The sequence below is a fragment of the Clostridium nigeriense genome, assembly GCF_900086595.1.
Classification (GTDB): domain Bacteria; phylum Bacillota; class Clostridia; order Clostridiales; family Clostridiaceae; genus Clostridium; species Clostridium nigeriense.
In genome coordinates this window covers 3,753,454-3,780,253 of record NZ_LT575472.1, presented here as the reverse complement: position 1 = coordinate 3,780,253, position 26,800 = coordinate 3,753,454, and the positions used below count along the sequence as shown (strand labels likewise).

Annotated in this window: 25 protein-coding genes, 2 tRNA genes and 2 rRNA genes; 23 read left to right on the top strand and 6 right to left on the bottom strand. The window is 30.1% G+C overall.

The genetic code is table 11. From position 1 onward, the window contains the following. Positions 1-234 precede the first annotated feature (234 nt). The 3 genes from BN6774_RS17930 to BN6774_RS17920 all read left to right on the top strand — a co-directional run bounded on the left by BN6774_RS17930 (position 235) and on the right by BN6774_RS17920 (position 3,345). Positions 235-3,028 (top strand): 23S ribosomal RNA (locus BN6774_RS17930). Positions 3,029-3,145: 117 nt separating this feature from the next. Further along, a 5S ribosomal RNA gene (gene rrf, locus BN6774_RS17925) occupies positions 3,146-3,262 on the top strand. 7 nt (positions 3,263-3,269) lie between these two features. Beyond that, positions 3,270-3,345 (top strand) — tRNA-Phe (locus BN6774_RS17920). Between the two features lie 131 nt (positions 3,346-3,476). On the opposite strand, the gene bcp is transcribed toward BN6774_RS17920, so the two are convergent. Continuing rightward, on the bottom strand, positions 3,477-3,929 hold the full coding sequence (gene bcp, locus BN6774_RS17915; RefSeq protein WP_066896304.1) for a thioredoxin-dependent thiol peroxidase: 453 nt from the start codon (positions 3,927-3,929) through the stop codon (positions 3,477-3,479). Between the two features lie 172 nt (positions 3,930-4,101). On the opposite strand from bcp, the gene BN6774_RS17910 reads away from it, so the two are divergent. After that, positions 4,102-4,848 (top strand): peptidylprolyl isomerase, encoded by a 747-nt coding sequence (locus tag BN6774_RS17910; RefSeq protein ID WP_066896302.1) that lies wholly within the window; start codon positions 4,102-4,104, stop codon positions 4,846-4,848. 91 nt (positions 4,849-4,939) lie between these two features. Here BN6774_RS17910 and BN6774_RS17905 read toward each other — a convergent pair whose 3' ends face one another. Both BN6774_RS17905 and BN6774_RS17900 read right to left on the bottom strand, forming a co-directional pair. Continuing rightward, positions 4,940-5,581 carry an HAD family hydrolase gene (locus tag BN6774_RS17905; protein ID WP_066896301.1) on the bottom strand — a complete coding sequence of 214 codons (642 nt, stop codon included), beginning with the start codon at positions 5,579-5,581 and terminating at the stop codon, positions 4,940-4,942. A gap of 309 nt (positions 5,582-5,890) precedes the next feature. After that, positions 5,891-5,966: transfer RNA gene (locus tag BN6774_RS17900), tRNA-Pro, on the bottom strand. Between the two features lie 158 nt (positions 5,967-6,124). Here BN6774_RS17900 and BN6774_RS17895 point away from each other — a divergent pair. From BN6774_RS17895 to rsmI, 4 genes are all read left to right on the top strand, one after another. Continuing rightward, positions 6,125-6,430 carry a hypothetical protein gene (locus tag BN6774_RS17895; RefSeq protein WP_066896299.1) on the top strand — a complete coding sequence of 102 codons (306 nt, stop codon included), beginning with the start codon at positions 6,125-6,127 and terminating at the stop codon, positions 6,428-6,430. Between the two features lie 243 nt (positions 6,431-6,673). Beyond that, a complete protein-coding gene (locus tag BN6774_RS17890; protein WP_066896296.1) occupies positions 6,674-7,882 on the top strand; it encodes a C40 family peptidase in 1,209 nt (402 codons plus the stop codon). A 162-nt stretch (positions 7,883-8,044) separates the two neighbouring features. Further along, positions 8,045-8,794 (top strand): tRNA1(Val) (adenine(37)-N6)-methyltransferase, encoded by a 750-nt coding sequence (locus BN6774_RS17885; protein WP_066896293.1) that lies wholly within the window; start codon positions 8,045-8,047, stop codon positions 8,792-8,794. Between the two features lie 2 nt (positions 8,795-8,796). After that, positions 8,797-9,642, top strand: a complete 846-nt coding sequence (gene rsmI / locus BN6774_RS17880; protein ID WP_066896290.1) for a 16S rRNA (cytidine(1402)-2'-O)-methyltransferase — start codon at positions 8,797-8,799, stop codon at positions 9,640-9,642. A 54-nt stretch (positions 9,643-9,696) separates the two neighbouring features. Here the strand turns inward: rsmI and BN6774_RS17875 are convergent, their stop codons facing one another. Then, positions 9,697-9,936: an AbrB/MazE/SpoVT family DNA-binding domain-containing protein gene (locus BN6774_RS17875; protein WP_008676225.1), complete on the bottom strand. Its 240-nt coding sequence runs from the start codon at positions 9,934-9,936 to the stop codon at positions 9,697-9,699. Between the two features lie 404 nt (positions 9,937-10,340). Here BN6774_RS17875 and BN6774_RS17870 point away from each other — a divergent pair, with 404 nt between their 5' ends. From BN6774_RS17870 to BN6774_RS17855, 4 genes are all read left to right on the top strand, one after another. Beyond that, positions 10,341-10,928 carry a DUF1836 domain-containing protein gene (locus tag BN6774_RS17870; protein ID WP_066896287.1) on the top strand — a complete coding sequence of 196 codons (588 nt, stop codon included), beginning with the start codon at positions 10,341-10,343 and terminating at the stop codon, positions 10,926-10,928. 57 nt (positions 10,929-10,985) lie between these two features. Then, positions 10,986-11,129: a YvrJ family protein gene (locus BN6774_RS17865; RefSeq protein WP_066896284.1), complete on the top strand. Its 144-nt coding sequence runs from the start codon at positions 10,986-10,988 to the stop codon at positions 11,127-11,129. A 128-nt stretch (positions 11,130-11,257) separates the two neighbouring features. Continuing rightward, positions 11,258-13,546, top strand: coding sequence for an ATP-dependent DNA helicase (locus tag BN6774_RS17860; RefSeq protein ID WP_066896280.1), 2,289 nt, complete (start codon positions 11,258-11,260; stop codon positions 13,544-13,546). A gap of 11 nt (positions 13,547-13,557) precedes the next feature. Beyond that, the gene (locus BN6774_RS17855) at positions 13,558-14,190 is read left to right on the top strand and encodes a cyclase family protein (RefSeq protein ID WP_066896277.1); all 633 of its coding nucleotides are present in this window, start codon (positions 13,558-13,560) and stop codon (positions 14,188-14,190) included. Between the two features lie 41 nt (positions 14,191-14,231). Here the strand turns inward: BN6774_RS17855 and BN6774_RS17850 are convergent, their stop codons facing one another. Then, positions 14,232-15,110 (bottom strand): aldose 1-epimerase family protein, encoded by an 879-nt coding sequence (locus BN6774_RS17850; protein WP_066896274.1) that lies wholly within the window; start codon positions 15,108-15,110, stop codon positions 14,232-14,234. A gap of 166 nt (positions 15,111-15,276) precedes the next feature. Between BN6774_RS17850 and BN6774_RS17845 the strand changes: the two genes are divergently transcribed. Further along, complete coding sequence (locus tag BN6774_RS17845; RefSeq protein ID WP_066896271.1) at positions 15,277-16,116, top strand: YihY/virulence factor BrkB family protein; 840 nt, start codon at positions 15,277-15,279, stop codon at positions 16,114-16,116. A gap of 125 nt (positions 16,117-16,241) precedes the next feature. Then, positions 16,242-16,619, top strand: coding sequence for a single-stranded DNA-binding protein (locus BN6774_RS17840; protein WP_066896268.1), 378 nt, complete (start codon positions 16,242-16,244; stop codon positions 16,617-16,619). A 73-nt stretch (positions 16,620-16,692) separates the two neighbouring features. Here the strand turns inward: BN6774_RS17840 and BN6774_RS17835 are convergent, their stop codons facing one another. Next, on the bottom strand, positions 16,693-19,320 hold the full coding sequence (locus tag BN6774_RS17835; protein WP_066896265.1) for an FAD-dependent oxidoreductase: 2,628 nt from the start codon (positions 19,318-19,320) through the stop codon (positions 16,693-16,695). Between the two features lie 465 nt (positions 19,321-19,785). On the opposite strand from BN6774_RS17835, the gene BN6774_RS17830 reads away from it, so the two are divergent. The 9 genes from BN6774_RS17830 (at position 19,786) to BN6774_RS17790 (ending at position 26,791) form a co-directional block, all read left to right on the top strand. Continuing rightward, on the top strand, positions 19,786-20,091 hold the full coding sequence (locus tag BN6774_RS17830; protein WP_066896263.1) for a DUF6514 family protein: 306 nt from the start codon (positions 19,786-19,788) through the stop codon (positions 20,089-20,091). Between the two features lie 101 nt (positions 20,092-20,192). Beyond that, positions 20,193-20,561, top strand: coding sequence for a holo-ACP synthase (gene acpS / locus BN6774_RS17825; RefSeq protein ID WP_066896260.1), 369 nt, complete (start codon positions 20,193-20,195; stop codon positions 20,559-20,561). Further along, positions 20,561-22,051: a bifunctional ADP-dependent NAD(P)H-hydrate dehydratase/NAD(P)H-hydrate epimerase gene (locus BN6774_RS17820; RefSeq protein ID WP_066896257.1), complete on the top strand. Its 1,491-nt coding sequence runs from the start codon at positions 20,561-20,563 to the stop codon at positions 22,049-22,051. Before acpS ends, BN6774_RS17820 begins: the two co-directional genes overlap by 1 nt. 60 nt (positions 22,052-22,111) lie before the next feature. Continuing rightward, positions 22,112-22,723: a germination lipoprotein GerS-related protein gene (locus BN6774_RS17815; protein WP_066896253.1), complete on the top strand. Its 612-nt coding sequence runs from the start codon at positions 22,112-22,114 to the stop codon at positions 22,721-22,723. A 241-nt stretch (positions 22,724-22,964) separates the two neighbouring features. Continuing rightward, entirely contained in the window at positions 22,965-23,207 is a 243-nt protein-coding gene (locus BN6774_RS17810; RefSeq protein WP_066896251.1) for a hypothetical protein, read from the top strand. 8 nt (positions 23,208-23,215) lie between these two features. Next, positions 23,216-23,569 carry a type II toxin-antitoxin system PemK/MazF family toxin gene (locus BN6774_RS17805; RefSeq protein WP_066896248.1) on the top strand — a complete coding sequence of 118 codons (354 nt, stop codon included), beginning with the start codon at positions 23,216-23,218 and terminating at the stop codon, positions 23,567-23,569. A 267-nt stretch (positions 23,570-23,836) separates the two neighbouring features. Then, on the top strand, positions 23,837-24,661 hold the full coding sequence (locus tag BN6774_RS17800) for a transketolase (protein ID WP_066896244.1): 825 nt from the start codon (positions 23,837-23,839) through the stop codon (positions 24,659-24,661). Next, positions 24,661-25,605 (top strand): transketolase family protein, encoded by a 945-nt coding sequence (locus BN6774_RS17795; protein WP_066896241.1) that lies wholly within the window; start codon positions 24,661-24,663, stop codon positions 25,603-25,605. The genes BN6774_RS17800 and BN6774_RS17795 overlap by 1 nt, the downstream gene beginning before the upstream one ends. Positions 25,606-25,945: 340 nt before the next feature. Beyond that, positions 25,946-26,791, top strand: coding sequence for a YitT family protein (locus BN6774_RS17790; protein WP_066896238.1), 846 nt, complete (start codon positions 25,946-25,948; stop codon positions 26,789-26,791). Positions 26,792-26,800 lie beyond the last annotated feature (9 nt).

The following is a 26,800-nucleotide window of genomic DNA, read 5'->3' as shown; positions in this document are numbered from 1 at the left end:
ATTTATTAAATTTAGGCAAAAACGTTACCTAGAATATCTATATAAGAAATTTAGATAAAAATAAAGAATTATAGAGAATTTTAAATATATTTATGAATAAAATATATATTTGTAGAAATAATAAAATTTGAAAGGTGTTAATATGTAAATCGTTCCTTACGAAACAAGTTTTCTCGGCAACAAAAATTAGATTTAAAAATATGTTGACAAGAAAATTTATAAATGATAAGATAAGGAAGTCGCTTAAGGGCGGCGAAGAAAATGGTCTTTGAAAATTGAACAGAATTATAAGTTAAGTAAAATAAACCAGCAATTCTTTTAAGTCTTAAAATTAAGACTCAAAGTAATTTGAGCAACAGATTAAACTTTTTATTGAGAGTTTGATCCTGGCTCAGGACGAACGCTGGCGGCGTGCCTAACACATGCAAGTCGAGCGAGGGGAGTTTCTTCGGAAACAAACCTAGCGGCGGACGGGTGAGTAACACGTGGGCAACCTGCCTTATANATAACTACTAAGTTCTGATCCAGAGTACCACGAGACACGTGAAACCTTGTGGGAAGCAGGGAGGACCACCTCCCAAGGCTAAATACTACCTGATGACCGATAGTGAAGAAGTACCGTGAGGGAAAGGTGAAAAGAACCCCGGGAGGGGAGTGAAATAGAACCTGAAACCGTGTGCCTACAACCGGTCAAAGCCCCTTATGAGGGTGATGACGTGCTTTTTGTAGAACGAGCCAACGAGTTACGGTATGTAGCAAGGTTAAGTACTTAAGGTACGGAGCCGAAGGGAAACCGAGTCTTAATAGGGCGACTAGTTGCATGCCGTAGACCCGAAACCGGGTGACCTATCCATGGCCAGGTTGAAGCGGGGGTAAAACCCCGTGGAGGACCGAACCACGTTGCTGTTGAAAAAGCATGGGATGAGCTGTGGATAGCGGAGAAATTCCAATCGAACTCGGAGATAGCTGGTTCTCCTCGAAATAGCTTTAGGGCTAGCGTCGGATATGAGTAATGGAGGTAGAGCACTGAATGGGCTAGGGGGCATATCGCTTACCGAACCTTATCAAACTCCGAATGCCATATACTATTAGTCCGGCAGTCAGACTACGAATGATAAGATCCGTGGTCAAAAGGGAAAAAGCCCAGATCGTCAGCTAAGGTCCCAAAGTGTAAGTTAAGTGGTAAAGGATGTGGGATTTCTAAGACAACTAGGATGTTGGCTTAGAAGCAGCCACTCATTTAAAGAGTGCGTAATAGCTCACTAGTCGAGAGATCCTGCGCCGAAAATGTCCGGGGCTCAAACTTACCACCGAAGCTACGGGCTCAAGATTACTTGAGCGGTAGAGGAGCGTCGTAATCGGGCTGAAGTCGTACCGTAAGGAGCGGTGGACTGATTACGAGTGAGAATGTTGGCATTAGTAGCGAGATGTAAGTGAGAATCTTACAGGCCGAAAATCTAAGGTTTCCTGGGGAAGGCTCGTCCGCCCAGGGTTAGTCGGGACCTAAGCCGAGGCCGAAAGGCGTAGGTGATGGACAATTGGTTGATATTCCAATACCACTATTATCGTTATTATCGATGGTGTGACGGAGAAGGATAGGATGTGCTAGCGATTGGAAATGCTAGTCTAAGCATTTAGGGAGTTAAGATAGGCAAATCCGTCTTAACAATCCTGAGGTGTGATGGGGAAGGTCTTTTAGACTGAAGTATCTGATTCCCTGCTTCCAAGAAAAGCATCTAGAGAGAGAAGTAGTGCCCGTACCGCAAACCGACACAGGTAGATGAGGAGAGAATCCTAAGGCCATCGGAAGAATTGCAGTTAAGGAACTAGGCAAATTGACCCCGTAAGTTAGCGAGAAGGGGTGCCTGTGAGAGCAGGCCGCAGAGAATAGGCCCAAGCAACTGTTTAGCAAAAACACAGGTCTCTGCTAAAGCGCAAGCTGATGTATAGGGGCTGACGCCTGCCCGGTGCTGGAAGGTTAAGGGGAACACTTAGCGCAAGCGAAGGTGTGAACTTAAGCCCCAGTAAACGGCGGCCGTAACTATAACGGTCCTAAGGTAGCGAAATTCCTTGTCAGGTAAGTTCTGACCCGCACGAATGGCGTAATGACTTGGGCACTGTCTCAACTGCAAATCCGGCGAAGTTGTAGTGCGAGTGAAGATGCTCGCTACCCGCGATTGGACGGAAAGACCCCGTAGAGCTTTACTGTAGCTTAGCATTGAGTTTCGATATTGTCTGTACAGGATAGGTGGGAGACTGAGAAGCTAGGGCGTCAGCCTTAGTGGAGTCATCCTTGGGATACCACCCTGACAGTATTGGGATTCTAACCGGACGCCATGAAACTGGTGACGGGACATTGTTAGGTGGGCAGTTTGACTGGGGCGGTCGCCTCCTAAAATGTAACGGAGGCGCCCAAAGGTTCCCTCAGAACGGTCGGAAATCGTTCGTAGAGTGCAAAGGCAGAAGGGAGCCTGACTGCGACACCCACAAGTGGAGCAGGGACGAAAGTCGGGCTTAGTGATCCGGTGGTACCTCGTGGGAGGGCCATCGCTCAACGGATAAAAGCTACCTCGGGGATAACAGGCTGATCTCCCCCAAGAGTCCACATCGACGGGGAGGTTTGGCACCTCGATGTCGGCTCGTCGCATCCTGGGGCTGTAGTAGGTCCCAAGGGTTGGGCTGTTCGCCCATTAAAGCGGCACGCGAGCTGGGTTCAGAACGTCGTGAGACAGTTCGGTCCCTATCCGTCGCGGGCGTAGGAAATTTGAGAGGAGCTGTCCTTAGTACGAGAGGACCGGGATGGACTGACCTCTGGTGCACCAGTTGTTCCGCCAGGAGCATAGCTGGGTAGCTAAGTCGGGAAGGGATAAACGCTGAAAGCATCTAAGCGTGAAGCCCCCCTCAAGATGAGATTTCCCATAGCATAAGCTAGTAAGACCCCTTGAAGAACACAAGGTTGATAGGTCAGAGGTGTAAGTGTGGTAACATATTTAGCTGACTGATACTAATAGGTCGAGGGCTTGACCAAAATAAGTTATAAATTCATGTGCAATTTTCAGAGAACACTCTGAAAAAGGAAACTCACTAAGCAAAGCTTAGGAGTACAAGATTCTTAACCAAATCGAAGATTTGGAGAATCATAGCATCTGGTGATGATGGCGTAGAGGAAACACTCCTTCCCATTCCGAACAGGAAAGTTAAGCTCTACAGCGCCGATGGTACTGCACGGGAGACTGTGTGGGAGAGTAGGACGTTGCCAGGTTAATTATGGCTCGATAGCTCAGTCGGTAGAGCAGAGGACTGAAAATCCTCGTGTCCCTGGTTCGATTCCTGGTCGAGCCACCAGAATAAAAAGCACTAACTTAGTTAGTGCTTTTTATTTTTATTTATAGAAAAGTATAAATATTTTTGTTATTAAAAAATTGTAAATGTACTAAAAAATCCACAGCTACATATATGAATAGCTGTGGATTTTGTTATCTAATTTCATTTAAAACTTCTTCAATATGACCTTTAACTTTAACTTTTCTAAATTCCTTTATAAGGTAGCCATTTTCATCAATTATAAATGTACTTCTTTCGATTCCAAGAACTTTTTTACCATACATATTTTTTTCTTTAATTACATCGTATAAATCACAAACAACCTTTTCTTCATCGCTTAAAAGAAGGAAAGGTAAGTTGAATTTTTCAATGAATTTATTATGTGAATTTAAATTATCCTTACTTATTCCAATAACTACTGCATTTAAATTATTTATTTCACTAATATTATCTCTAAAATCACATGCTTCAGTAGTACAGCCAGGTGTATTATCTTTAGGATAGAAATATAGTATGACTTTCTTTCCTCTATAATCGCTTAATTTATGTTCTTTTCCATCAGATCCAATAAGGGTAAAATCTGGGGCTAAATTTCCTATTTCCATTATATTACCTCCTTTAATATTAATTATATTATAATACTAATAATAATTATTATCAATAAATAATATTAATCTTATAAAATTAAGATTAATTGAGGAAAATTTGTATATTTAAAGAGAAACTCTGCTATAATTAATTATGTTAATAAATTTAAATTAAAGGAGATTATTTTTAATGGAAAACAAGGTTTTAGCAACAGTTGCAGGTAAGGAAATAAAGAATTCAGACTTACAAAATGTAATATCAAGATATCCTGAAGATAAGAGAGCATATTTTAATACTGAAGAGGCTAAGAAGCAATTATTAGAGCAAATAGTATCTTTTGAGTTAATAAATATTCTAGGTAAGGAATTAAAGATTGATGAAACAGAAGAGTATAGAGATAATGTAAAACAAGCTGAAAAGGATATATTAACTCAATTAACTTTAAATAAATTATTATTAGAAGTTACAGTTACTGACGAGGATGCTTTAAATTATTACAATAATAATAAAAATCAATTTACTCAACCACCTACTGTTTCAGCTAAGCATATATTAGTTGATACTAAGGAATTATGTGATCAAATTAAAAAGGAAATAGACGAAAATGAAATAACTTTTGAAGAGGCAGCTGTTAAATATTCAACTTGTCCATCGAAAGAACAAGGGGGTAGCTTAGGAGCTTTTGGTAGAGGAATGATGGTTCCTGAATTTGAAGAAGCTGCATTTGCATTAGATCTTAATGTAGTAAGTGAACCTGTAAAAACTCAATTTGGTTATCATTTAGTAAAGGTTGAAGAAAAGAATGATGGAGTAGAATTAAAATTTGAAGAAGTAAAACCTCAAATAATAAATAACCTACTTCAAGAAGCTCAACAAAGAAAATATTTAGATGTTGTAAAAGAATTAGAAAATAAGTATGGTGTGACTAGAGCATAATAAAAAAGGAGCTACCATTTGATTTGCACCCAAAACGTCCAACATTTTGGGTGCACTTCAATTAGTAGCTCCTTTAAAACTAATTAGTAGTCTATAATAATTCATTGAAGTCTAATATATATTTATCTGCTATTTTAATTAGTTCGTCTTTTTGATTTTCTGAGTTTTTGTCATAAATTGCATATACTGTCATTCCAGCTTTTTTTGCACCTTTGACAGCTTGTACAATATCTTCAAAAACTAAGCAATCTTCTGGCAGTACGTTAAGCTTTTTTGCTGATAAAAGATATATATCTGGATTATCCTTTGATTTTTTTACTTCTTCAGTAGTAGTTATTGCATCAAAGTAATTATAAATACCATTATTTTTTAATGTCGCTTCTAACAGTGGAATAGAATTACTTGTTGCAAGTGCTATTTTTATATTTTTTTTCTTTAGGCTATCTAAAAATGGAATTACATTAGCTTTTAATTTAATATGATAAGTATAATGGTTTAAAGCCATTTCATGCCAAGTAGCTATTATATTTTCAATACTATCAACTATATTAAATCTTAACTTAAAATAATTGGCTGTTTCAGTAAGGGTTAGATGAGTTATTTCTTCTTGAAGATTTTTAGGGACTGTATAACCAAAAGATGATAAGTATTCTTCATCTATTCTTGCCCAAATCCCCATAGAATCTATTAAAGTACCATCTAAATCAAAAATTACTGCTTTAAAATTATCCATTTATAAAACCTCCTTTGTTCAATAAATAAAAAATTAAAAAAATATATATAAATATAGATATATTGGAAACTTATTCATATAATATTTTTAAATAGAAATATACAAGGGGAAAATATTTATGTGGATATTAATGTTATGTATTTATATTTCTATAATTCCATTAATATTAATTTCTTTTAAATCTATTGGGTTTGATGATGAATTTAAAGAATTTCATGATTATTTAGACTGTAATTAATTAAGAACTTAATTCATAAGTTAATATTTTTTATCAAATTAAAAAATCCTCTCAAAATAGAGAGGATTTCTTGGTCGGGGTGACAGGGATTGAACCTGCGACCTCATGGTCCCAAACCACGCGCGCTCCCATCTGCGCCACACCCCGAAGTACATTATTATTATAGTAACTATATACTTTTATGTCAACACTTTTGAAAGTAAAAAATAAAATTATTTTACTTTCAAGTATAAAATTGATAAAATATTTTAAAAACATGTATAATTTTATAGTTATTGGGCAAGGATTTAGACAGGAGGAAGATTATGAAAAGTACAACTTTGGTTATATTTTTAGGAAGTTTAGGCTTTTTATTAATGGGATTAGTTTCGTTATTAAGTAAGAAAACAAAAAAATATTTTAAGGAAAGTGGAGTTTATAAGGATGTAGATAAATTTATGAAATATAATGGGATATTTAATTTATCTATAGGTATAGCAGGAAGTATTTTAGGGATATTAGATATTTTATTGGAGGGAAAATCTAAGTACATAATCATTATATATATAGTAATTACATTAACTTTATCAATAGTTCAAAATAAGTTATTGAAGAAATATAGAAATATATAGCCTAATCTTAACATGTTTATAAATTGTAGATATAAAAAATAAAATTAAGAAATATACTTAAATATAAGGTAATAAAGTAGCACCTTATATGAGAATATATTCCCAAGTTATGTATAGAATACATTTACATGCACTAGATATCACATTTTTTAAAAATTACCATTGTCCAAGCTTACCATAAGTGTTATAATGGTAAAGTATCATGTAGGGAGAGGGGGATGGTCTAGGAAGACCAAGCACTTTATGAAAAAGAAGATTTTATCAGTTGTTATAGCAGGGGCTCTAACACTAACTTCTATAACGCCAGTTTTTGCTACTCCGAATGAGGAAGTAATACAAAACCAACAAAAGTATGACGAATTAAACGCGAAAATAGATGACATTCAAGGGAAGATATATAAGTTAAATGAACAAATATCACCATTAAAAGAAGAGGTTGATAGCAACAAGAAGGAAATGGAAGCTATAAAAGAGGAAATTGAAAATACCAATAAGGAAATTGAAGCTTCAAAGGTTGAAATTGAGGAAAAAGAAGAGGTCTTAGGAAAAAGATTAAGGGAGTTATATAAATCAGGTGGTCAAGGAAGTTACTTAACTCTTTTATTTAGTGCAGAAAGCTTTAGTGATCTAATATCAAAGATAGATTCAGCTAGTAGACTTGTTAATATTGATAAGAAAATAGTAAGGGAATTACTTGATAAGAAGGAAAAATTAGATGAAAAAGTTACTTCATTAGAAGAGAAATCTAATAAAATAGCTAAACTTACTGAGGATACTAATAAAGTTTTAGCAGACTTTGAAGAAAAGAGAAAAGAACAAGAGGTTCTTATTGCTCAAGCAGAAGAAGAACAAAGAAAATTTGATGAAGAATATTTATCTGTTGCTGAAAGAAGTTTAGTTGATTATCAGATGGGGATTTTAGGATCATCCAATGATATTACAGAACTTAAAGATGCAATTAGCCAATTAAGAAGTATTAGAGATAATCAATTAAAGAGTCCTATTGTTATTGAAGAAGTAAATAATGCAATAGAAAATGCAAAAGTTAAAGTTGATGATTTAGAAGCTCAACAAGCAGCAGCATCAAGTCCTAATAGAGGACCAGGATCAGCTTCAGCAAATGCTATTGTAAGTTATGCTTACCAATTCATAGGTACTCCGTATGTATATGGAGCAACAGGTCCAAATGCATTTGACTGTTCAGGATTTACAAGCTATGTTTATAGAAATGCAGCAGGAATAGACATAACTAGAACTACTTATTCACAAATTGGAGTTGGGACACCAGTTTCATATAGTGAATTACAACCAGGAGATTTAGTATTCACATATGGACTAGATCACGTTGGAATATACGTTGGTGGAGGTCAATATATACATGCTCCTCAACCAGGAGATTATGTTAAAGTTTCACCTGTAACATCATTCTATGCTGCAAGAAGAGTACTTTAATTAAGAAGTTAATATTAATTAAAATAAGCTCCGTCTAATAGGCGGAGTTTATTTTTTATATATTAAAACTTGTGATATAATTTAATAGGTTTGAGTAAAAACTTATATATGAAACAAATAATATCAGTTGATAAATAGAAATATTAGATAGAGGTTAACTAAATGAATAAAAATATTAATTTGTTAGAAGATGAGTCTATAGATGATTTACAATTAGATAATTTATTTTTAATTCAAAAAAGACATGGTTTTAGATTTGGAGTAGATGCTGTATTGTTATCTAACTTTGCTAATGTGAAAAATAAACATAGGGTTATAGATTTATGCACAGGAACTGGTATAATTCCATTTTTAATTTATGGGAAATATAAACCTAAAGAAGTTATAGGCATTGAAATCCAAGAGAATATGGTGGAAATGGCCAATAGAAGTAGTAAATATAATGAAGTTGAAAATATAGTTAAATTTGAAAATGCAGACCTTAAGGATATGAATTTTTTGAAAACTTTAGGAACTTTTGATGTTTTAACTGTAAACCCACCATATAAGCTAAATAATTCAGGAATATTGAATCCAGATGATAAGTTAGCTATTGCAAGGCATGAGATATTATGTAACTTAGAAGATGTTATAAAAGCTGCTAGGAGGCTTTTGAAGGATAATGGAAGAATGTATATGGTACATAGACCTGAGAGGTTAATAGATATATTTGAACTTATGAGAAAGTATAAAATTGAACCTAAAAGAGTTCAAATGATACAACCAAATGTTAATAAGGCTCCAAATATAGTTTTAGTTGAAGGACAACGTGATGGAGGGGCGTATTTAAAGTGGGAAGCACCTTTATATGTTTATAATGAAGATGGAACTTATACTAAAGAGATAAATAAAATTTATGGTAGGGAGGAATAATAATGGGTAAAGGTAAATTATATTTAGTTCCTACGCCTATAGGAAATTTAAAGGATATAACATTAAGAGCTTTAGAAGTATTACAAACTGTTGATGAAATAGCAGCTGAAGATACTAGAACAAGTTTAAAATTATTAAATCATTTTAATATTAAGAAAAGCTTATTTAGCTATCATAAGCATAATGAGCAAGGAAAGAGCTTAGATATAATCACAAAATTAAATAATGGTGTAAATATTGCTTTAATTACAGATGCTGGAACACCAGGAATATCTGATCCAGGAAGTGTAATAGTAGAAAAATGTATAGAAGAAAATATAGATTTTGAAGTCTTACCTGGAGCAACAGCAATAACTACAGCTTTAGTTTATTCTGGTTTAGATACGACTAAATTTATATTTAGGGGATTTTTACCAAGAGAAAATAAAGAAAGAAATCCTGTAATTGAAGAAGTTAAGAATGTTAGAGATACACTAATATTTTATGAAGCTCCTCATAGATTATTAAACACCTTAGAATATCTTAAAGAAAATTTAGGGGATAGAAAAATAGCAGTTTGTAGAGAACTTACTAAACTTCATGAAGAAATATATAGAGGTAGAATATCAGACTCTATAGAATTTTTTGTTGAAAATAGGCCAAGAGGAGAATTTGTATTAGTAATAGAAGGAAAATCAGATGAGGACATTAAGGCTGAGAAAGAAGCGTTGTGGAGTGATTTAAGCATAGAGGAACATCTAATTAAAGTTATAGAATCTGGAATAAATAAGAAGGAAGCTATAAAGATAGTTGCTAAAGAAAGAGGATTAGCTAAAAAAGAAGTATATAAATATTCTATGAATTTATAAAATAGTAAGGTTAAAACCCCTATAGATAAAATCTATAGGGGTTTTAATTAAAAATTATTTTTTTAATTCTGTTAAGCAGTTTTTACAGATGTTCTTTCCTTTGTAGTTAACAACATCTCTAGCGTCTCCGCAGAATATACAAGCTGGCTCATATTTCTTTAAGATTATTTGCTCACCATCTACATAGATTTCTAAAGCATCTTTTTCTGCTATATCTAATGTTCTTCTTAATTCTATTGGAATAACTATTCTTCCAAGTTCATCTACTCTTCTTACAACTCCAGTTGATTTCATAAAACATCCTCCTTAAAACAAGTTTCGACATCACGCAACGTTAATATTACTAAAAATGTAATTAAAAGTCAATAAAAAAAGAAAATTTTTTTCAAAAAATACAATTTTATTAAGATAATTAATTTATAAATACAATATACTACCATAAATTAGAAAAGTCAATACTATTTAATCAAATTTCCAAAAAAATAGCAAAAAATGTAGAATGGCTTGTCTACTAATGTAGGAGAGTTAAAAATATAGATTTAAGACATTTTATTAAAAAAATATTAATAAAAAAAGAAAAAAATGTAAATAATAATAAAGAAGAAGAATATTTTAATTAAAACAGATAGAAATAACTTGTAATAAGTTTATACATACTATATAATTAAAATAAGAATGAAAGCGTAGAGGTGGATATAATGGTAAAGAAGATAGATACTAATTATATAACAGAAATTGCAGAAGAAATGGCAAATGGTGCTATGGTTGGTTATGATGATTTACCCAAATACGATCTTTTTTTATCTCAAGTTATAGATTTTTTAAATGATAAATTCATTGAAGATAAATATACTAATAATATAGTTCAAAATTATATAAAAAGCGAAGTGATTAGTAAGCCTGAAGATGGAAAGAAAAGAGGTTATACTAAGATACATTTAGTTCAATTAGTTTTATTAAGTTATATGAGACCTGTACTTACTACAGAAGAAATTAAAAAAGTTTTTAGTTTAGCCTTTAATGAAATTAATGATAGGTCCGATGATATTATATCTTGGGAAAAAGCCTATAAGATATTCTCAGAAACACAAAGTGAAAGTTTTAAAGACTTTTTAAGTAAACCTGCAGTTAATGAAGAAAAATTAGATAATATAATTTCAGAACTAAAATTAAATGAAAAAGATGAAAATAGCATTAGAACATTCGTAATTGTAATGTCATTAATTGCACAAGCAAGTGCAATTAAAAAATTAGTACAAAAAATTGTTAATGAATATCACTCCTAGTGGATATAATTTTAAAAAGCTCTTCTTATTTGTGTATATAGTAAGAGGGGTGATTTTATGAAAGAGTTAGTTGATTTAATATCTAATATAGGATTTCCTATAGCTATTTCCTTATATTTGCTAATAAGAATTGAAGGAAAGCTAGAAAGTCTTACTCATAGTATAAATAACTTATCTCAAACAATAAATTCAATTAAATAAAAATTTTAAGAAGCAATTATAGATTATAAAAATATAGTTGCTTCTAATTTTTTACTTATGGCTAAGTTGTTAATTATATATTTTTAGGATTATAATATATTTAAAATACAAAGATAGGAAGAACTTTAATGAAAGAGAAAATTATTATTAAAGAATCTGTTAGGGGGATTATTGAATATATTTTAAAAGCTGGAAGTATAGATGATAGATATATGGGAAGTACAAGAGCTTTAGAAGGAACAATAGCTCACCAAAAACTACAGGCTAGTAATGAAAATGTATATATTAATTATCAAAAGGAAGTTAGGCTTCAAGAAGAATTTGAAATAGATAACGTAATTTTAGTTGTAGATGGAAGAGCAGATGGAATAATTATTGAAGGCAGTGAAGTATATATAGAAGAAATCAAATCAACTATGAAGTCTTTAATATTAATAGATGAAGATTATAATGAATTACATTGGGCTCAAGGGAAGTTTTATGCATATATGTATGCTATTCAAAATAAATTAAAAAATATTAATGTAAAATTAAGTTATTTTAATATAGAGACAGAAGAGGTAAAAAGCTTTGATAAGGCTTTTAATATAGAAAAATTAGAAGAGTTTGTTTTTTCTATTATTAATGAATACAAAAAGTGGGTAATATTAAAATCAAATATAATAAAAAAGAGAGACGAAAGTATAAGAAATTTAAGTTTTCCATTTAAAACTTATAGAAAAGGACAAAGAGAACTAGCTATAGCTTGTTTTAATACAATAAAAGAGAAATCTGTACTATTTGCTCAAGCACCAACAGGTATTGGAAAAACTATTTCTACTATTTTCCCAGCTATAAAATCTTTAGGAGAAGATAGAGGGGAAAGGATAGTATATCTAACGGCTAAGACAATAACTAGAACAGTTGCAGAGGAGGCCGTAAATAAGCTTAAGGATAAGGGACTTTATTGTAAAAGTATAACTTTAACTGCTAAGGAGAAAATTTGTTTTAAAGATAAATCAAATTGTAATCCTGAAAACTGTGAATATGCATTAAATTATTATGATAAAGTAAATGATTCAATTTTTAATATGCTAAAAAATGAAGATAGTTTTACTAGAGAAAAAATAGAGGAGTATGCTAGGAAGGAAAAGCTTTGCCCTTTTGAGCTTTCTTTAGATTTAAGTCTTTGGTGCGATTTAATAATTTGTGATTATAACTATGCTTTTGATCCTAGAGCTAGGCTTAAAAGGTTTTTCGAGGAAGATGTTAATAATAATATATTGCTTGTAGATGAAGGTCATAATCTTGTGGATAGGGCTAGAAACATGTATAGTGCGGAAATATATAAAGATAGGGTATTGAAAGCTAGTAAAATAATAAAAGGAAAGGCACCTAATTTATATAAAGCATTAAATGCTATAAATAAGTATTTAATTGAAGTAAGGAAGGAAGTTCAAGAGACTGAAAGTAACAGTATATATAAAAAAGAGGAGTATAAAGAGCTTTATAAGTTACTTAGAATTTTCTTAAAAGAGTGTGATGAATATTTAATAAAAGCAGTTAATACTGAAGGCTATGATGATATTAGAGATCTTTATTTTGAAGTAAGAGCTTTTATATCCATATCTGACCTTTATACAAAGGAATATGTAACCTTAGTTGAAATAGATAAAAATGATGTTAAAGTAAAATTATTCTGTGTAAATCCATCAAAAAATTTATCGAAAATAATCCAAGGGGCGTATTCTACTACAATATTTTCAGCTACTTTAACTCCAATAAATTATTATATTGATTTACTTGGAGGAGATGATAAAAGCTATAGAATGAAGTTACCATCACCATTTAAAAAAGAAAACTTAATTGTATATGGTAATCCTTTAAATATGAGATTTAATAAAAGAGAAAATAATATAGATAATTTATGTAATCTTATATATAAGTTTAAAGAAGAAGAGTTAGGAAATTATATGGTATTTTTACCTTCCTATCAGTATTTAAATAAAATATATTTAAGATATATAGAACTCTTTGGAGAAAAAAATACTATCTGCCAATCTGAAGTGTTAACAGAAGTAGAAAGAGAATTATTCTTAGAAAATTTTAAAGAGGATACTAAGGTATTAGCTTTTTGTGTTATTGGAGGAGTTTTTTCAGAGGGCATAGACTTACCTGGAAAGAGGTTAATAGGAAGTATAATAGTTGGTGTTGGATTCCCTAAAATATCTAATGAGGGAGATATAATTAAAGATTATTATGAAGATAAAGGTTTTGATTATGCGTATATTTATCCTGGTATAAACAAAATTATGCAGGCTGCAGGTAGGGTTATAAGGACTGAAACAGATAAGGGAAGAATACTACTTATAGATGATAGATATTACACTTTAAAATATAAGAGTTTACTTCCAAAGGAATGGGAATTAATAAAGTAGGGAGGGATTTTATGAAGGTAACAGACTTAAGCCATATTATAAATACTAATATGAGCACATATACAAAAGATGAGAGGTTAGAAGTTTATGATATAGCATCTATAGAAAAGGATGGATATAATGAAAAACTTTTAAGGTTATGTACTCATACAGGAACTCATATAGATGCACCAAGTCATATGATTAATAAGGGAAAGACCATTGATGAATTTAAAATAGATGATTTTATAGGTATTGCAACTATAATAGATGTATCTAATTTAAAAAAAATAAATATTGAAGATTTAATTTGCTATAGAGATAAAATTAATAACTGTGACTTTGTAATACTAAAAACAAATTGGGCTAAGTATTGGGGAACAGAAGGATACCTACAGGGATTTCCTAGCTTAACTGAAGAGGCTGCTAAATGGCTATGTAGTTTTAATGTAAAGGGAATAGGAATAGATACAATATCTATAGATAAGTTTGATAGTATAGATTTTGAAATTCATAATATTATTTTATCAAGAGGAAAAATTATTATTGAAAATTTAACTAATTTAGGTGAAGTAAAGGAAGAGGAATTTACCTTGGTAGCAACTCCTTTGAAAATAGAAGAAGGTGATGCATCACCTGTTAGAGCCATTGCAATAACAAATTAATATAAAGAGTTGGTGAGTATTTACAACACCAACTCTTTATATTATTTAATGAATAATTTATATTCAGCATTAAATTCTTCATTAATCTGTAGTTTCTCTATCCCTTTTTTATCCTTTAGATCACCATTAAAGTCCTTGTAATCTGAATGGCCATACCATGGTTCTATACATATAAAAGGAGCACCAGTAGGTTTAGTCCATATAGCTAAATAAGGAAATCCTGTATAATCCATAGTTAGTTCTTTGTTATTTTTATTACTTTTTAATGTAATTGATGTTGATTTTAAATCACCGAAAACTATTGCATCATATTTAAATAATTCTAAGTTTAAATTAATTTTATCTTCATTATTAAAGAATTTTTTAGTTTTTCCAGTAAAATAACCAGTATCTGAAGCAAGTTCCATAATATCTGAATTTTCTTTTTGGTTGAATTGGAAGTAATAGTCCTCAAATTTTTCACCTTCTAGAATTGGACACATAAAGGCTGGATGACCTCCAATTGAAAAATAAATTTCCTTATCATCAAGGTTTTTTACTTTATATCCAACTTTAACGCCGTTTTCTAATAATTCATAGGAAAGCCTTAAAGAAAATTTATATGGATAGATTTTCAAAGTATCCTCAGACCATAAAAGTTCGAAAATTATGTGATTGTTATCTTTTTCAATCATTTTAAATTCTCTAGTTCTAGCAAGACCATGTTGAGGCAATTCATATTCACTATTTTCCACTTTATACTTATTATTTAAAACTTTACCTACAATAGGAAATAAAATAGGTGAATGATACTTCCAGTATTTTTCATCTCCACTCCATAGAAATTCAACATTGTCATTTTTAGTAATTAAATTGTTAAGCTCTCCACCAAATGTACTTGCTGATATTTTTATATTCTCATTTTCTAATATATAATTCATAAAGACACCCCTTCATTTTATAAATAGCATATGAAGATTATACTATAAGTAAAGGTTTTTAGAAAGAAGTAGGTTATTATACTTATATATTTACTAATAATGTAGTATCATATATAAAGTAATATAATATTAAATCAAATACAAATAATTTAAATGTGGTGATTCGATGAATAAAGAAAATGAATCTAAAAAGTCATTTTTAGATGGGATTATATATTTTGTTGTAAAGGTGAATAATGATGATATTTTTGCATTAGGAGCACAACTTGCTTATTATTTAATGTTATCATTTTTTCCTTTTTTAATATTCTTAATGACTGTAGTTGGTTTTAGTAGATTAAATTCTGCTGATATATTAGAAGGATTAAGAACTATTTTACCCAATAATGTTTTTAGTTTAATAGATACTACAGTAGTTGAGTTAGTAGATACTCAAAATGCAGGATTATTAGGAGCATCTATTATACTTACTATTTGGTCAGCTTCATCAGGATTTAGGGCAGTAATTAAGGGATTAAATAAAGCTTATAATGTAAAAGATTCTAGATCTTTTATAAAAAGATCTTTTGTAGCAATTATTTTTACATTAGCTTTAGTTATAATTATAGTATTAACATTAGCTATGCTAGTATTTGGAGAATTGATAGGAAAGTATTTACTAACAATATTACCATTTAAAGAAGTAATTATATCAATATGGAATTTAAGTAGATATTTAATAGTAGTTTTTATGATGATATGGATATTTGCATGTATGTATAGATATACTCCAGCTAAAAAAATTCCTTGGAGAGAGGTTTATCCTGGAGCTATAATCAGTACTTTAGGATGGATAATAGTTTCTTTAGGATTCTCATATTATATAAACAATATTGCAAATTATTCAAGATTATATGGAAGCGTAGGAGCTGTTTTTGTGCTAATGACATGGCTGTATATTACTTCTATGATATTAATATTAGGAGCAGAATTTAACTCTGTAATGACTGTAAGAAGAAAAAATTAATAAAGATTAGAATCTATATTAAAACACTAATTATTTAATATAGGTTCTATTTTTTTTTATTAAATTTTGAATAGAAAAAAGTTAAATGGATAGAATCAAAGAAGAAATATTCAGGAGGTGTAAAAATGAATAAAATTGTATTATTAGGAAAATTAATAAGGGACCCTGAACTTAGAACCTTAGAAGAGGGGAGTAAAGTATTTACAAGGTTTATTATTGCTGTAGATAGAAACTTCAAGGCTCAAGATGGAACAAGAAAAGCAGATTTAATTCCAGTTACTCTTTGGGGAAGAAAAGCAGAGGTGGTATGTCAGTATTTAAGAAAAGGAAGTTATATAAGCTTAAGTGGAAGATTAAGAACAGGAAGTTATGAAGACAAAGATGGCAATAAAAAATATATAGCAGAAGTAGTAGCAGAGGACTTTAAATTTGTAGGAAACAGAAAAAATGATAAAGAAAATAATTCAATGGAAAATAACATTGATGATTTAGCAACTAATTAAAGCCTTAAATATAAATTTAAATAAATAGAGTAAAGGAGCTACATTGGTTAAAATCAATGTAGCTCCTTACTAATTATATAGTTCCTTTACTTAAAACCGTTGATTTATTTTCTCCCTTTTGGATTCCTTCTATAATCTTAACAGAAGAAGTAATATCTCCAATAAGAATACCACCAACTAATTTATTGTTTTGGAAGAATAACTTTGAATATTTGTTATTAGCATTGTCTACATATCCTATCTTCTCTAATGAAGGATCATCAAAATTTATAGTTCCTGCAGAGAATACTTGAGTATTCATTGCTTGGAATACAGTAGATGAAACAAATTTTTCAAATTTAATCTTATCTCCAGTTGCATTAGCACCAGCAACTTTTCCCATTTCTATAGCAGCAGGCCAGTTTCCATAATACACTCCGTCATATTCAGCTATATCTCCACAAGCATAAATATTATGAATATTTGTTTCCATATGCTTATTGACAACTATGCCTCTTTCACACTTAATTCCAGCAGGTTGTGCTAAGAATATATTAGACCTTACACCTACTGAGAAGATAATAGCATCAGCATTTATTGTTTTACCACTCTTTAGTTGAACTGACTTAACACCAGTTTCATCAGCCTTTATAAATTCTACAGCTTCTCCTAAAAGAACTTTAACTGGAGTTTTATTTACTAAGCTTTCAAATAATTTAGAGCCATCACTATCTAATTGACGTGGAAGCATTCTTTCTGCTAATTCAACAACAGTAACATTTATACCACGCTTTTGTACTTCCCATGCAGCTTCTAGTCCTAATAATCCTCCACCAATGATAACTATATCTTTAGCTGAAGGTAACTCTTCCTTAAGTTTGTTAACGTCAGAAAGTTTCTTAATAGTATGAATTCCATTTACATTATTGTAAGTCCATGAATTTATTTCTATTTCAGAATCATTTAATTTAACCTTAGTAGGTGGAACGAAGTTATAGCTACCATTAGCTAATATTAATTTATCATAACGAATTCCTTGTTTATTATCTAATCTTACTAGTTTATTTTCTCTATCAATACTATCAACATTAGCTCCAAGTATTTCTATTATATTATTTTCTTTGTACCAGTTAGATCTTGCAAGATAGAATGAATCGTCAATATCTTCAGTAATTAAATCAGATAATTGAGTTCTTACATATGAATGTACAGGTTCATTAGATACTAATTTAATTATTGCGCTTTCATTTCTTTCTTTTATAGCTTTCGCTGCATAGAATCCAGCAGCACCATTACCTATGATTACATAGGTTTCTTCTTTATCTATTTTATAAGTTGTTTCTTCTCTTTCAATTTCAACAAATTGATCACTTCCAGCTCCACATACAGGACAAATTTCTGGAACAGTTTCAGATTCAAATATTTCTCCGCATATTACACATTTCCAAAGTTTTAGTCCGCCAGTAGATTTTGACTCTTCTTTTGCTTTAGGAGGTGCTTGAGTTGGTAGATCTTTATTACCAAGAAGAATTTCACCAAATTCTAACCCAAAATCAAAAGCTTCCTTTAATTCATCGTCAGATGGTTTGAAATTAATTTTTAAACTTGGATATAATCTCATATTTAATTCTTTTAATCTAGTTTCCATTCTAGGAATAGCTTCTCCACTCCAACCATATGAGCCAAATGCAGCAGCTAGTTTTCCACCGTGAATAACTGGATTTAATTTTGAAAGAATATCACGAATTGGTTCAAGTAATTCTCCAACTATAGTTGGTGAACCACATAATAATCCATCTGATTCTCCAATGCTATTAACAATTTCACTTAATTCATGCTCAATAGCATTAAATAATCTAACTTCGATGTTTCCAGCAGCTTCTATACCTTCAGCAATATTTTTTGCTAAAGATGCTGTATAACCATAAGCAGAAACATAAGGAATAGTTACAACCTTCTTAGCATCAGCAGATGGAATTGATGGAGTACTCCAAGTTCTATAATATTCAACTATTTCCATAGGATTTTCAACTAATACTGGACCATGCCCTGGAAGTATCATGTCGATTTTTAAGTTTTCTATTTTTCTTATAGCTTTTAATACATAAGTTTTATATGGTCCAAAAATACAATCAAAGTAATACTTTAAAGCTTCCATATAATTTTCTCTATTTTCAACTTTACTGTTTAAAACAGCTTCAGATGAATAATGAGAACCGAATGAATCACAAGTTATTAAAACTTCATCTTCAGGAATATAAGTGTAAATTGAATCAGGCCAATGTAAAAATGGTGCTGAAATAAATTGCAATGTTTTATTTCCTAATGATAATGTATCACCATCTCCTACAGTGATAGATTCAAATTCTCTATTTGCTATTTTTTTCATAAACTTTATTGCAGGGGCAGAACCAACAACTTTAGCATTTGGTGAAATTTCTAACAACTTAGCTACTGATCCAGCATGATCTGGCTCTGTATGATCTACAACAATATAGTCAATTTTAGTTATATCTACATCTAAATCTTTAAGTCTTTCAATATATTGATCAAAAAATTCTACTTTAACTGTTTCAAAAACAGCTGTTTTTTCATTTCCTTTAACAACGTAAGAGTTATAGCTTGTTCCATAAGGAGTATACATGATTATATCAAAAACTCTTAAGTTTGGATCTAAAGCTCCTACCCAATGAATATCTTTTTTTAGTTCTAAGGATTTCAAAATGAACACCTACCTTTAAATAAATATTAATTAATAACTATTATTATAAAACTATTATATGTCTAATTATTAACAATATCAATAAGAAATTAAAATATTTAGTAATAAATTTGTATTTAAAAAGTATTTTTATAATAAAATATATATCTAATGGTGTTAAAAAGAATACAAAGAATATATCAAAAAAATACAAAATAATATAATTTTTATTAAAGATTATACCAGTGTATATACAATAAAACGATGAATTTTATAATAAGTGGAATAAATGGGGATTTTAATTTAAATAATTATATATAAATTAAATAAAAGATATTAAATTGTTATGTGATAGTTGAATTTTGTTGAAATGTAAAGAAATATTTTTCAATGAGAGGAAACAAGGTTTGACATTGTTTTAATAAAATCTATGATATTGTAATATTATGTTGTGATAAAACATAAGTTAAAAGGGAGGGGAATAATATGTATATTGTTAATAGCCTATATAGTAATGTTCAAAATGATGGGAAAGAAAGTAGATACTTTTTTAGAATGTTTAAAGAAAATTTTTTAGATGGACAAGCATTTGGTATTGAGATTGAAAGACAAGACTTAGTAGAGGGGAATATAATACAAATCGAAAGGGATTTTATAAGTAAAATTTCTAATAAAGAGGATAAGGTTAAAGATTTGTTGAAACTTATATATGATTATCAAGTATCCCCTATACATCTTGTTGACATATTAGGAGAATATGTTGATAACTATGTTTCTGACTTTAATATATAAATATAGAAAATAAAATCAGAGATGTCGTATAATGAAAATGAAGAAAAGTTAAATTATTAATTTTAATTTGGTGTCTATACGACGATTTAAGAGGTGATTTTATGGTTATTGGAATAGGAACAGATATAATTGAAATAGATAGAATAGAAAAGGCTATTAATAAAAATAATGGTTTTCTAAATAAGGTTTTTACAACTAAGGAAATTGAAATGTTTAAAGAAAGAAATATGAGAGCAGAGGTGATAGCTGGAAATTTTGCTGCTAAGGAAGCTATAAGTAAGGCAATAGGGACAGGATTTAGAGGTTTTTCTTTAATAGATATTGAGGTATTAAGAGATGAATTAGGAAAACCAATAGTATACTTAAGTAATAATATGGATAGGATGATTAATGGAGATTATAAGATTAATATTTCTATATCCCATAATAGAACATCTGCAATAGCTTTTGCTATATTGGAGGAAGATTAATGGAAATAATGACAAGAAGTAGATGTCAAGAAATAGATAAGTACACTATAGAAGAAATTGGAATTCCAAGTCTTGTATTAATGGAAAATGCTGCCAAAGAGGTTACCGATAAGGTAATTAACTTAGGAGAGAAGTTTGCAATATTTTGCGGTAGTGGAAATAATGGTGGGGATGGCTTAGTTATTGCAAGAAAATTAATTCTTCAAAATAAAGATGTATGTGTAGTTATAGTAAGTAAGAGTGATAAATATAGTAAAGATTTTTTAGTAAACTTCAATATTCTGAAAAAACTTACAAATAATATAATTTGTATAAAAGGCACAAAGGACATATTTCTTTTAGATAGAATTGTTAATAACTATGAAATTGCAGTAGACTGTATATTTGGTATCGGGTTAAATAGGGTTTTAGAAGATTTTTATATAGAGTTAATAAATTTAATAAACGAAAAATTTAAATTTGTAATTAGTATAGATGTGCCATCTGGCTTAAATGCTGATGATGGAAGTTTAATGGGAGCATGTATAATAGCTAATATAACTTATACTTTTGAAGTAATTAAAAAGGGATTTATAGAGTATAAGGCTTTAGATTATTTGGGAAGGGTAGAGGTTTTAAAAATAGGAATACCTGATTTTGTGAAAAAAATAAAATCGCAGCAAATGTATATTTTAGATAAAGAAGATTATAAAAAATTATTAAAAAAGAGAAGAGTTTATGGACATAAGGGGAGCTATGGGAAAGTTTCTATTTTAGCAGGGGGAAAAGGATATACTGGCGCAGCTTATATAGCTACAGAAGCTTGCGTTAAAGCAGGAGCTGGACTAACTACTTTAGTATCAACGAAATATGTACAAGATAAATTAAGTAGTAAACTAATTGAAGCTATGACTGCTAATATTGAGGAAGGAGATGATCTGAAGAATATATTTAATAACTCAAGGGTATTTGCTATAGGTCCAGGGATTGATAAAGAAAAAATATATAAGGAAATTTTATTAGATTTAGTTAATTATGAAAATAAGCAATTTGTAATTGATGCAGGAGCATTTAAAATTTTAAAAGAGAACAGGGAGATTATGAATAGATTAAAAGGTAGATCTATATTTACTCCACACCCTGGAGAAATGGCAGTGCTTATAGATAAAACTTTAGATTATGTAGAGGAAAATAGGATTAATGTAGCAAAGAAATATGCTAAAGAAAATGATATTATAGTTTTATTAAAGGGTTATAATACCATAGTTACAGATGGAGAGTGTGTTTACATAAATAGAACAGGTAATAGTAAAATGGCTTCAGGAGGAATGGGGGATTGCTTAACTGGTATTATAGCAGCACTTTTAGCCCAAGGACATTCACTTTTAGTATCGGCCTTAGTTGGAGCATATGTCCACGGGATAGCGGGAGAAATTGCATCAGAAGGTAAATATTCTACTGTAGCCTCTGAATTAATAGAAAATATATCTAAGGCTATGAATTATATATGAATAAATCTTAAGTGGATTTAATATTAGTAATAATAAGTAGTAACGTTCAAGGGGGATAAAATGAAAAAAAAATTATTACTAGTGTTTTTGATATCCATACCTGTAATATTAATTAGCCTAGTTATTTTATTAAGAATAACAGCAGAGCCTACTAATGAAGAGATAATTGAATCATTAAAAAATATTAAAGCATACAAAACGGAAGTAGAATTTGTAGTGAAAAACTCAAGAGATGAAGAGAGGCAGGATACGGTTCAATATTATAAAGAGGATTTAGGGGGCCGAATAGATTTCGGAGAAGACAGAACTAAAATATATAAAGATAACGAAATTTTAGTTAAAGATTATATTTCTAATAAAGAGTACACAATGGCAATAGGAATGGATGAGTTATACTCCATAAGCTTTTTAAATAAGTTATTATCTTATCCTATAAATAACGAAGGAATAAAAGAAGGACAAGAAGAATGGGGTGAAACTGAATATATTGTGTTCACTAGTGAGTTATTTCTAAAGAATGATAGTCTAAATAAAGTTAAGATTTTTATAGATAAAAATAAAAAAGTTCCTATAGGTGCTATAATTTATGATAAAGATAATGCTGATAGGGTTACAATAGTATATAAAAACTTTGAAAAATTAAAGGATATAGAGGAAGACGTGTTTAGGTAAAAATAAAAAATAACCAGTTCAATATTTGATTTTTATATTAGTACAAGTTAAGAAGTTAGAGAAAGTGGAGTACATAGGTATGAAAGAGGTTTTACAAATTAAAGACAAAAGTGATTAAAACAGATTAAATTATAAGAATATAAAGATTTGTTGAAAAAATTAAACATAAGTTTTGACAAAAGGACATAATTTGCAATATAATTTATTTATACATAGATCTTTTACTACCTGGAGGCAAATTATGTCTAAAAAAGTTATTAATTTTCGATTTGTGAAAAATTCAATAAAAATTAAAAAAAATAGTCAATTTATTGATTATTCTTTAATACAATGTAATGAAGATCAATTAAATATGGATGTTTTTGAAATGATGAAAGATGGCTACAAAGAAATGGCAAAAATTAATTTGGAGCTTTCACAACTTCCTTTCGAGTGCGAAAATGCAGATATTGATGAATATGAGAACTGGCTTTGCGGAGTGTGATATTTCTAATGACGACTATGGTAGTAAAAAGAGGGGATATTTTTTATGCTGATTTAAGCCCCGTGATAGGATCAGAGCAAGGTGGAATTAGACCAGTTATAATAATTCAAAATGATATAGGGAATAAATATAGTCCAACAGTTATTGTTGCAGCTATAACATCACAAATTAATAAAGCTAAGTTACCAACTCATGTTGAAATTTCTTCAGAAGAATATGGATTAAATAGAGATTCTGTTGTTTTATTAGAACAATTAAGAACTTTAGATAAGAAAAGGTTAAAAGAGAAGATAGGTCACATGACTGATGCAGATATGAAAAAGGTAAATAAAGCATTATTAATAAGTTTAAATTTAGCTTAAAAAAGTATTCTAAAAAATTATTTTTAAGATAATTGAGTATATTAAATACTTAAGAAACCCACATTGGGTTTCTTTTATTATATAAATTTTAAAGGAAAAGTGATATACAATACTGAAATAGTATATCACATATAGCTAAAAATACCTTAGTTTTATTAAAAAATAAGACTATTAGTATATACAAATTAAATGTGTTGTGCTAAAATAATTTTGTAAAGATAAGGCACAATATATTTACAGGTAAATCAAATCTTAGGAGGATAAAAGATGATTAAAAATGTTGAAGAATTAAAGGCATTAGCAAAAACTGTTCGTAAGGATATAGTTTCCATGTTAACAGAATCTCGTTCAGGACATCCAGGTGGTTCATTATCAGCTGCTGATATTTTAACTACATTATATTTTGGAGAAATGAACATAGACCCTAAAAATCCTAAGGACGATAACAGAGATAGGTTTGTTCTATCAAAAGGACATGCTGCACCTGTTTTATATAGCGTGTTAGCTAGAAGAGGATATTTCCCTGTTGAAGAGTTAAACACTTTAAGAAAAATTGGCTCTAGATTACAAGGTCATCCAAGTATGAAGTGTTTACCAGGAGTTGATATGTCAACTGGATCTTTAGGTCAAGGTATATCAGCATCTGTTGGAATGGCTCTGGCTGGAAAAATAGACAACAAGGATTATAGAGTATACACTCTTTTAGGAGATGGAGAATTAGAAGAAGGTCAAGTTTGGGAAGCAGCTATGGCAGCAGCTCATTATAAGTTAGACAATTTAACTGCTTTTGTAGACTTCAATGGGTTACAAATAGATGGAGATATAACAAAGGTTATGAATCCTTCACCAATTGACAAGAAGTTTGAAGCTTTTGGCTGGAATGTATTAGTTATAGATGGTCACGACATAGAAGCTATTCAAGATGCAATAGAAAAGGCAAAAAACTTTAAGGGAAAACCAACAGTTGTAGTTTGCAATACTGTAAAAGGTAAAGGCGTTTCTTTCATGGAAAACCAAGCATCATGGCATGGAACAGCACCAAGTAAAGAACAATGCGAACAAGCGTTAGCAGAAATTGGAGGTAACAATTAATGAGTAAGAAGATTGCAACAAGAGAAGCTTATGGAAAAGCATTAGCTGAATTAGCTAATATAAATAAAGACGTAGTAGTTTTAGATGCTGACTTATCAAAATCTACAAAAACTGCAGATTTTAAAGCTGTTTGTGAAGAAAGATTTTTCAATATGGGTATAGCGGAAGGAAATATGATGGGAGTTGCTGCAGGTTTATCTACTTGTGGAAAAATTCCATATGTAAGTACATTTGCTATGTTTGCAGCTGGAAGAGCTTTTGAACAAATTAGAAATTCTATTTGTTATCCAAAACTTAACGTTAAAGTATGTGCAACTCACGCAGGCTTAACAGTAGGGGAAGATGGAGCATCTCATCAAGCTATAGAAGATTTAGCTTTAATGAGAAGTATTCCAAATATGACTGTAATATGTCCTTCAGATGCAGTTGAAACTGCAGCAGCTATTAAGGCTATTGCAGAATATAATGGACCTTGCTATGTTAGACTAGGAAGAGCAGGCGTTAATGTTATAAATGATGAAAATACTTATGAATTTAAAATAGGTAAAGGTGTAACTTTAGCAGATGGAAATGATGTAACAATAATTGCTACTGGAATAATGGTAGATGTTGCTTTAGAAGCTAAAGAGGAATTAAAAAAAGAAGGAATTAATGCAAGAGTAATAAATATTCATACATTAAAACCAATAGATAGAGAGATTTTAATTAATGCAGCAAAAGAAACTGGAGCTATAGTAACAGTTGAAGAACATAACGTAATAGGCGGTTTAGGTTCAGCTGTATCAGAAGTATTATCAGAAGAAATACCAGTACCAGTATTAAAAGTTGGAGTACAAGATGTATTTGGTGAAAGTGGATTACCAGATCAACTTTTAGAAGCTTATGGATTAACAGCTGCAAATGTTATTGAAAAGGCTAAAAAAGCAATTTCATTAAAAAAATAATTAGTTTACTATAATAATTTAAATAAATCACTAATAATCACTTTAAAATAGCTATATTTACCATTTTGAGCTGTTGTAAAGACAGCTCAATTAAAAATAATATTATTAAAAAACTCCTGAGGGAGTTTTTTTGCTTTATGATATTAAATTAAGTTTTATCCCCAATAATTTAATTAACATTTACATTTAGAATATTGTAAATATCTAGATTATTAATAGAAACATATATATAATAATTACAGAGAAATATAAAAAATTAAGGACAAAACTATAATAACTGTGGATAGAATTATATATAATGTGGAAAAATAATAAAAATTCTCTAAGAAAGGAGATTTATATGAAGGAAAGTTTAAAGGAATATGTTTTAATAATAACAGGTGTTTTTTTAGTTGCCCTATCATTAGAATATTTTTTTATACCTAATAATATAGCAGCAGGGGGACTAACAGGGTTAGCTATAGTAATTAATCATTACATACCATCAATATCTACTGGACCATTAGTTTTTATTATGGATTTATTTTTATTTGTTATTGGATTTATTTTTCTTGGTAAAAATTTTGGTGTTAAAACAATCGTATCAAGTTTTAGTTTAGCAGGAATGATGACTATCATCGAAAAGTTTTTTAATCCATATGCTCTAACTAATGATCTAATGCTTGCAGCTATATTCGGAACTTTAATAACAGCTATTGGAATGGCCATAGTGTTCAATGCAAATGCATCTACAGGTGGAACGGATACTATAGCAAAGATATTAAATAAATTTTTTAATATAGATATAGGAAAGTCTTTATTAGTAGTTGATTTTATAGTAACCTTATTAGGGGCAATAACTTTTGGTATAAATATTGGATTATATGGATTATTATCAGTAATAATTAATGGAATAGCTATAGATAAATTTATAGAAGGTTTCCATGTATGTAAAGAAGTTACTATTATAAGTACAAAAAGTGATGAAATAGGGAAATTTATTATGGATGATTTGGAAAGAGGATGTACTTTTTTAAAAGGGGTTGGAGGCTTCACTGGAAAAGATACTTGCGTTTTATATGCAGTTTTAGGGAGAAGCGAATTTATTAAATTAAAACAGTATATAGGTAAAGTTGATCCAAAAGCATTTATAACTGTTGGGGAAGTACATGAAGTTATGGGAGAAGGGTTTAAAAATATTCAATAACCTTTAGGA